Annotated in this window: 2 protein-coding genes and 1 pseudogene; 1 reads left to right on the top strand and 2 read right to left on the bottom strand. The window is 47.1% G+C overall.

Annotation, left to right across the window (positions count from 1 at the left end):
• Positions 1-201: hypothetical protein (locus tag ACYQ8U_RS22945; RefSeq protein WP_459947885.1), on the top strand; the 201-nt coding region annotated here is incomplete at its 5' end.
• Between the two features lie 38 nt (positions 202-239).
• Here the strand turns inward: ACYQ8U_RS22945 and ACYQ8U_RS22940 are convergent.
• Together ACYQ8U_RS22940 and ACYQ8U_RS22935 are read right to left on the bottom strand one after the other, a co-directional pair.
• A pseudogene (locus ACYQ8U_RS22940) lies at positions 240-776 on the bottom strand (HPP family protein).
• Complete coding sequence (locus ACYQ8U_RS22935) at positions 773-1,393, bottom strand: CBS domain-containing protein (RefSeq protein ID WP_459947884.1); 621 nt, start codon at positions 1,391-1,393, stop codon at positions 773-775. The pseudogene ACYQ8U_RS22940 and the gene ACYQ8U_RS22935 overlap by 4 nt, the downstream one beginning before the upstream one ends.
• Positions 1,394-1,663 lie beyond the last annotated feature (270 nt).

The following is a 1,663-nucleotide window of genomic DNA, read 5'->3' as shown; positions in this document are numbered from 1 at the left end:
ATCGACAATTTATTGGACGTGTTCTTTTACCATCAAGGATGGAAAATCATGCCTATGTTCTGTCGTGAGTGCCAGGAAACGGCTAGAAAAACGACTAGAAATACCGGCTGCACCATCCAAGGCGTTTACGGCAAAAAAGAGGAAGTCGCCAACCTTCAGAATCTCTGTATTTGGACGATGAAGAAGATGTGGCAGCCATGATGGCTGGCCATTAAAAACTAACAATAATCTGTAAGACACTACAACCAAAACTCCGGATATCTCCGATTCTTTGGGATATTGTTGACGATAAGAGCAATAATGAGCATGACCATTGCCCCTAAAGCGGCAGGCATCACCACGTAGAGGTAGCCGAGATTGTGAACGTTGTCACCACCGATAACCGCGATTAGAGCTGTTGCTCCTCCCGGTGGATGGAGAGTCTTTGTGAGGTGCATCACAGCAATTGAAATAGAAACCGCCAAAGCCGCTGCCTACCAGGGTTGCCCTCCGAACACTTGAAAGGCTGTAACCCCGATAACAGCAGACAGAATATGACCTCCAAGGAGATTCCTCGGTTGGGCTAAAGGGCTGCGAATAGCACCGTAGATGAGTACCGCTGAGGCGCCAAAAGAACCGATGATCATCATCAAGCCGGTCTGATCAAGTATTTTGTAGTGGGTAAGGGCAACTACGGCAATGCCGAAGAAACTGCCTATCCAAGACCAGAGAACTTCAAACAAGCCAACCTTAGGAGGACTTTGTCCGCCGCCTTTCATTTTTTGTAGATAGTTCATGGTTTCGGCCTCTCTTGCAGAGCATGAAAAGAATGTGCCAGATCAGTACGGGTGACGATGCCAATTGGTCGTCCATCAGCATCAACAATTGGCAATCGGTTGATCTGTCGTTCGGCAAAGAGAGTGGAAATGGTGCCGATGGTCATTTCAGTACCGGCGGTTATCGGTGGTTTGGTCATGATATCGCCAACGGTCCTGTTACGTAATTTGCCGATCATGCAGCTCTTACTGTTGAGACAATGGGTAGCTATCTGCATAAAGGACGGGGTCGCACCAAAGCCCATTTCCTTGAGGAAATCTTTTTCGGAAACGACGCCGATCACGCGTCCATCCTGATCGATAACAGGTCCACCTGATATCTTTTTTTCGGCAAGCAGATGTGCAGCCTCGACAAGCGGCAGTTCCTGCTTAACAAACACCACTGTTTTACTCATGATGTTACCGGCGGTCAGGCTGTCAAAGAGTCGTCTAATCGCAAGAGAATAGGCGACTTGATACACTTCCTTGAAGTCACCGGGAGTGATGTCGATATAGCCTTCGATGCTTTTCATTGCCTCGACGACATCATGCTCCGAAATATCCACAGGAACGAAGTCCCCAGCAGGCGTTTCTTTCATACGTTTCTTTTCCTTTTATGATGCTTTTAAAAATGGTAACCGAGTATGCAGTTGAAACTATATATGACACAAAGTTGAACCGGGACAGACAGTCACTGAACCCCAGTCGCTGCGATTGAGTTGTTCTTAATTGCAGGAAAGAAGGGTTTTTTGTCAAAGCCCTTCCCCTTTTTTGTACTGCAACCGTCCGAAAAATATTTAGGATTATGGTTGAACGGGTTTTTTATGGGTAGCCCGCATGGATGCGGCCAGATGCTTGATTTCACCCAG

It is taken from the genome of Desulfocastanea catecholica (genome assembly GCF_054657295.1).
Note: the sequence above shows the minus strand (reverse complement) of the source record. Positions and strands in the feature narration are given on the sequence as shown.

What these genes read in the sequence shown, in the direction of transcription:
- ACYQ8U_RS22935 (WP_459947884.1), bottom strand. Translation starts at nt 1,393, where the DNA reads ATGAAAGAAACGCCTGCTGGGGACTTCGTTCCTGTGGATATTTCGGAG.